The 6,072-nt window shown below is 34.6% G+C and carries 6 protein-coding genes, 1 tRNA gene and 1 pseudogene; 5 read left to right on the forward strand and 3 right to left on the reverse strand.

Going from position 1 to position 6,072, the window contains the following annotated elements; all coding sequences use genetic code 11:
* The coding region (locus B6D18_RS11875) for an IS3 family transposase (RefSeq protein ID WP_144063965.1) at positions 1 to 160 on the forward strand (160 nt) is incomplete at its 5' end.
* 71 nt (positions 161 to 231) lie between these two features.
* Here B6D18_RS11875 and fabB read toward each other — a convergent pair.
* Positions 232 to 1,443, reverse strand: a complete 1,212-nt coding sequence (gene fabB / locus B6D18_RS11880) for a beta-ketoacyl-ACP synthase I (RefSeq protein ID WP_086359708.1) — start codon at positions 1,441 to 1,443, stop codon at positions 232 to 234.
* A 311-nt stretch (positions 1,444 to 1,754) separates the two neighbouring features.
* Between fabB and B6D18_RS11885 the strand changes: the two genes are divergently transcribed.
* Together B6D18_RS11885 and B6D18_RS11890 are read left to right on the forward strand one after the other, a co-directional pair.
* The gene (locus tag B6D18_RS11885) at positions 1,755 to 3,020 is read left to right on the forward strand and encodes a putative DNA modification/repair radical SAM protein (RefSeq protein WP_086364639.1); all 1,266 of its coding nucleotides are present in this window, start codon (positions 1,755 to 1,757) and stop codon (positions 3,018 to 3,020) included.
* Positions 3,021 to 3,023: 3 nt separating this feature from the next.
* On the forward strand, positions 3,024 to 3,821 hold the full coding sequence (locus B6D18_RS11890) for a TIGR03915 family putative DNA repair protein (RefSeq protein ID WP_086364636.1): 798 nt from the start codon (positions 3,024 to 3,026) through the stop codon (positions 3,819 to 3,821).
* A gap of 45 nt (positions 3,822 to 3,866) precedes the next feature.
* Here B6D18_RS11890 and B6D18_RS11895 read toward each other — a convergent pair whose 3' ends face one another.
* A complete protein-coding gene (locus tag B6D18_RS11895; protein ID WP_086364637.1) occupies positions 3,867 to 4,625 on the reverse strand; it encodes an MlaA family lipoprotein in 759 nt (252 codons plus the stop codon).
* A gap of 127 nt (positions 4,626 to 4,752) precedes the next feature.
* Between B6D18_RS11895 and B6D18_RS11900 the strand changes: the two genes are divergently transcribed.
* A tRNA-Arg gene (locus B6D18_RS11900) sits at positions 4,753 to 4,824 on the forward strand.
* 183 nt (positions 4,825 to 5,007) lie between these two features.
* Positions 5,008 to 5,829, forward strand: coding sequence for a hypothetical protein (locus B6D18_RS11905; protein ID WP_144063995.1), 822 nt, complete (start codon positions 5,008 to 5,010; stop codon positions 5,827 to 5,829).
* Between the two features lie 83 nt (positions 5,830 to 5,912).
* On the opposite strand, the pseudogene B6D18_RS11910 reads toward B6D18_RS11905, so the two are convergent.
* Positions 5,913 to 6,065, reverse strand: a pseudogene (locus B6D18_RS11910) (IS3 family transposase); the annotation flags it as partial.
* Between the last annotated feature and the right edge of the window lie 7 nt (positions 6,066 to 6,072).

Below are 6,072 nucleotides of genomic sequence, written 5' to 3' on the forward strand. Positions count from 1 at the left end.
AAAATCAGAAATGTATCATGGACAATGCTTTGAAGATGCAGATGAATTGATTGAAAAAATAGAAGAATATATAGAATACTACAACACCAAACGGATTAAAGCCAAATTAAAAGGCCTGACTCCGGTTGAATATCGAAATCAGGCCTTACAAGCCGCTTAATCAAAGTGTCCAACTTTATGGGGTCACTTCATTAGGAACGGTTTTTTATTATTGGTTAGATAATTTAACAATTATGCTTTGTATTTTTTCATGACAATTGACGCATTAGTACCGCCAAAACCAAAGCTATTAGACATTACTGTGGTTAATTCACGTTCGGTTGGCTCGGTAATAATATTCATGCCTACTGCTTCATCTGCAAGTTCGTCAATATTGATACTTGGTGTAATAAAGCCGTGTTCAAGCATAAGTAGTGAATAAATCAACTCTTGTGCACCTGTGGCGCTTAATGAGTGACCAGTCATTGATTTAGTTGAAGAGATAGCCGGGATGTTATCACCAAATACTTGTTTGATTGCCCATAATTCTTTGACATCACCAACTGGAGTTGATGTACCATGAGTATTGATATAATCAACAGGTCCATCAAGATCTTGAATAGCAAGTTGCATACAGCGCATTGCCCCTTCACCAGACGGTGCAACCATGTCATAACCGTCCGATGTTGCCCCATAACCAACGAGTTCACCATAGATATGCGCACCACGGGCAAGCGCATGCTCAAGTTCTTCTACTACTACCATACCGGCACCGCCTGCGATTACAAAACCATCACGGTTTTTATCATAGGCACGTGATGCTTTTTCTGGTGTATCGTTGTATTTAGTTGATAATGCACCCATAGCATCAAATTCGCATGACATTTCCCAACATAGTTCTTCACCACCACCAGCAAACACAACATCTTGTTTACCAAGTTGAATAAGTTCTGCTGCATGACCGATACAGTGTACAGATGTTGCACAAGCAGAAGTCATTGAGTAGCTAACACCTTTAATTTTAAATGGTGTCGCTAAACATGCAGAAATCGCCGATGACATAGATTTTGTTACTGCATAAGGGCCAACACCTCTTAAACCTTTTTCTTTCATACCGGCAACAACATTATATTGAGTTTTGGTTGAGCCACCATAACCAGCTATAAGACCTGTACGTGGATTAGATACTTGCTCTGGGGTTAATTTTGCATCTTCGATTGCTTGTTGTAGTGCAAGATATCCATAAATAGACGCATCGTTCATAAAACGGACAACTTTTCGATCGATTAATCCAGTTGTATCTAATTTAACATTACCACAAACATGACTACGCATTCCGCTATCTTTCATTTCTTGCGAAAAAGTAATACCACTTCGGCCTACTCTTAACGACTCTAAAACTTCTTTGGTATTATTCCCAATACTTGAAAGAATACCTAATCCTGTAATTACTACACGTTTCATCTAATGCTCTGCTCCTAAGTTAACTGGCTTCATATGAAAAATTGGACTGATTATAGCGTACACTTGTAAGCTGAACAATACCCCCAGATTGATTTTATTTACTAAATTAATAAATAAAATTGTGTTAATAGGTCAACAAATTAATCAATATGATTATCTTTACATATTATTAATAAAATCTTGATTAAATCACTTTTAATTGTAGGTTTGTTAAGCAAATATTTTTTATATTCGATCTGATTATTAACTTGCTAACGGCAATAAAATAATTATAATACTGTAAATATATACAGTTATTGGTGATAGTTATGATTCAAGAGAAAATGATCTCAAAGCTTGAGATTTTAGCCGAATCTGCAAAATATGATATTTCATGTGCTTCAAGTGGTACTTCACGTAGTAATAAAAATAAAGGTATAGGTAATGCTTCTCGTTGTGGTATTTGCCATTCATTTACTGCTGATGGCCGATGTGTTTCACTATTAAAAATCATGTTAACTAATTATTGTATGTTTGACTGTGCTTATTGTATCAATCGCCAGAGTAATGATATTCCTCGTGCAGGATTTACACCAAAAGAGTTAGCGGAACTGACGATTGAATTTTATCGTCGCAATTATATTGAAGGGCTGTTTTTAAGCTCGGGTATTGTACATAGTGCTGATCACACCATGGAAAAAATGATTCGTGTGGTCAAAATATTACGGCAAGAATATAACTTTAATGGTTATATTCATATGAAGGCGATTCCAGGTGCAAGTAATGAATTAATTCGTGAAGCGGGTTTACTCGTTGATCGAATGAGTGTTAATTTAGAGATCCCCACTGAGCGTAATTTAAAATTATTGGCGCCAGATAAAGATCATCAAACCATTTATCAACCAATGCGACATATTCAGCAAAATTTGCTAGAAAATATTGAAGATCGCAAAAAAATCAAATCAACACCAAAATTTGTTCCAGCTGGGCAAAGTACTCAGGTGATTATTGGCGCGACAGATGAAACTGATAATCAAATCTTACAGCTCACCGCTAAACTTTATAAACGGCCAAGTATGAAGCGGGTTTACTATTCGGGATTTATACCTGTGAATAGTTATGATAAGCGATTACCTGTTTTGAAAGAAGTACCAAGAGTGCGAGAAAATCGTTTATATCAGGCAGATTGGTTACTTCGTTTTTATGATTTCAGTGTCGATGAAATTGTAAATGATGAACATCCAGATCTTGATTTGACTGTTGATCCTAAATTGTCTTGGGCGATTCGTAATCCGCAATTTTTTCCGGTTGATATCAATCGGGATAGTTATCAAAAAATTTTACGGGTGCCAGGTATTGGCGTTAAATCAGCAAAATTAATTGTTATGGCAAGACGACATCGAAAACTCAATAAAGAAGCGCTCAAACGTATTGGTGTGGTGCTAAAACGTGCGCAGTTTTTTATTATTTGTCATGAAATGAATACCTTTAAAGTACTTGATTCATCCGCCGAATATATCCGTCTTAATTTACAAGATTCGCCCCTCCTTGATGTAAAACAACAAGCCCTTCCTCAGCAACTGGTTATGGGATGGTAATTTATGCTGGCTTTTTATTATGATAAATCCTTCGAAGGACTAATGTGTGCGGTGTTTGATGCATTTAAACTAAAAAAAATGCCTGAATGTTTATTAGCTGAGGGTGAAGATGTACCACTTTTGATTACTGATTTCCATCAAGTTGAGTATCGAAACAGTAAATATGAGCGTGTTTATACTGCACTGCAAAAAAAATTATCACAGATTGCGCTAAATCAACTTTTGTTTACTTGGTTATCAGAATTACCTGAAAGTGATTTAATTATCTTTCGCTATATTTGTAAGGTATTTAAGTCAACCAATTCGATTGAAACTGATTTTGCTGATGCGGATGTGTTAGCTGTTTATGATATAGCTAAAAAGGTAAATAAAGAAAAACATCATATTCAGCAATTTGTTCGCTTCAATAGTATCCAAAATCCAGCAAATAGTTGTGATAATAATGACAAAATTTATTTTGCGGTTATAGAGCCTATATATAATGCTTTACCGTTAACCACCCGTTTTTTTAAAGATCGTTATGCCGATCAGAAATGGGCAATTTATGATGAAAAGCGCCAATATGGCTATTTTTATGATTTAGAAAAGATTGAGCAAATCTGTTTGAACGATAACGATCCTCTGATTGTTAATAAACAAATTAACCAAGATTATCTAACTGATGATGAAAAATTGTTTCAAACCATGTGGAATCGTTATTGTCAGGCTTTAACCATAAAAGAACGAATAAATCCGAGATTACAAAGGCAAAATATGCCTAGACGGTTCTGGCACCATTTACCAGAAATGCAAAGAAAATAAAAAACGCCGAATAAATCGGCGTTAATTAATAATAAATCTTACTATTTATTGGGCATCAATTTCATCAAGAATGCCATTAATGCTTTGTTGTCGTTGTTGTTCTTTTTGCTCGTCAACTTTACCACCAGATGCATTAAAATCATTACGCTGGAAGTAAGCATTCCGCATAAAGTTATACGGGTCATCACTATTTTTAATTAAATCTTCATACTCAATTGCTACTGCTCGAGCTTCAACGCCGTCAAATACGCCACGAACTAGAGCCCATTGCCAATCGATCCAAACGAGTGGTGGGTACAAGGTATCGACCAGATTACCACCTTCTTGGCGAAGCGTCGCTGAACCATAGAAAGGTAACACAACATAAGGGCCATAAGGAACATCATAATGACCTAATGTATCACCAAAACTACGTTTAGGGCCTTTTTGTAATTGAGGATCGGCGACACTTGCAACATCAAATAAGCCGGCAACACCAAAAACAGTATTAATAAAGAATCTGGCTAGATGTTTACCTGCATCACGTCCTTCTCCTTGTAAAGCACTATTTACCATTGATGCTGGTTCAGAAAGGTTAGATGAAAAATTAACTACGCCTTTACGAACAGGTGTTGGGACATAATCTTTCCACACTACGGCAGCAGGCCGCAAAATATAAGGATCAAGCGCATAGTAGTTAACATTAAACATGGTTTTATTAAAGCCCGATAACGGGTCACTATAACTATTTGTTTCAGGCTGATAGGTTGCGCAACCTGTCAACGCTAAAACCGAGAACATCATACCTATAATTTTTTTTCTCATAATGCTACCGAATACTAGTGATAAAATGTCGAATGTACCGATTGTATCATGTTTGTTTAAAATAGAAAATTTTTCATTATTTGATTGATATTGCCACGATAAATTTATTAGAATAAACGTCCTTGATGACCTCATAGTTAAATGGATATAACAAGCCCCTCCTAAGGGCTAGTTGTAGGTTCGATTCCTACTGGGGTCAAAATTGTTTTAACTTACTAATCTCTTTTCTTCTTCAATAAGCCACCTAATTGTATAATTTATAAAATTATTTCATTTCGATTTAAGTGATAAGATAGCAAATAATATAGTAAAATAATGCATATAAATAATCATACATTGTTTGGAGTATGGAACAATTAACTAGATGGATTTAGGGACTTTAATGGCTAAATATTATTGTTTATTAAAAGGTAGAGTTAATTATTTAACGGTATTCGAAAAAACTAAAACTAAAGTTGAACAGCATTCAGGCAATCTTACAAAAGCATTTATTGATGAATACGGTGGGTTCATTATGGCCATTCTTTTATTATTTTATACAATTATAAGAGACATGATTGTTATTTTTATACCATCTAAAACTCTACAAAGAAAACTAATTAAAGGTACATACTTTAGTTGTTATATAGGTAATATTAAAGTCGAAGGCAAGTTGGAAGATATTGTTTTTAAAAATGGCGACTATGTTGAAATGGTTGTCGAACCGACCGAAAAAAATAAGTATTTTGTTTATGCTGTACGAATGCCTAAATACCATGCTTTGTTTTTTCCTAAAGGGAATTGTTCATCAACCTTAGAATTATTTAAGGGTTGTCTATTGATTTGTTGCCTACTAATATTTCCTTATATTATTTTTATGGTAATAACTATTTTTGATGATGGTAGTGATTTTATTTTTATTACTCTGTTATTTTTGGTTATTTATATCTGTTTTGTTGTTACTTGTTTTATTTTATTGGGTATGCGCTCTTCATTTATAAACAATCGTATCTATGCAACTTTAGGTTATCGAAATTCATGGCGACATATGCATGCTGATGAGGACTGTGTTTTTAGAGAAATGAATCGTAAAAGAGATCCATTGTTGTTTGACGACCCACAAAGTCCTGAATTCAAAAAAAGAATAAAACCAAATAAGTCTTATACCTATTATGGACGGACGCCCCAATTACCCCAAGAAGTAGAAATTATTGACGAAAGCTAAATTGGAATAAGGTTTGGAATTAGTATAATTTAATTAATAAAAAAGTGAGGAATGAAGTGACCCCATAAAGTTGGACACTTTGATTAAGCGGCTTGTAAGGCCTGATTTCGATATTCAACCGGAGTCAGGCCTTTTAATTTGGCTTTAATCCGTTTGGTGTTGTAGTATTCTATATATTCTTCTATTTTTTCAATCAATTTATCTGCATCTTCAAAGCATTGTCCATGATACATTTCTGATTAT

This window comes from Gilliamella sp. A7 (assembly GCF_002142015.1).
GTDB classification, from domain to species: Bacteria; Pseudomonadota; Gammaproteobacteria; order Enterobacterales; family Orbaceae; genus Gilliamella; species Gilliamella apis_A.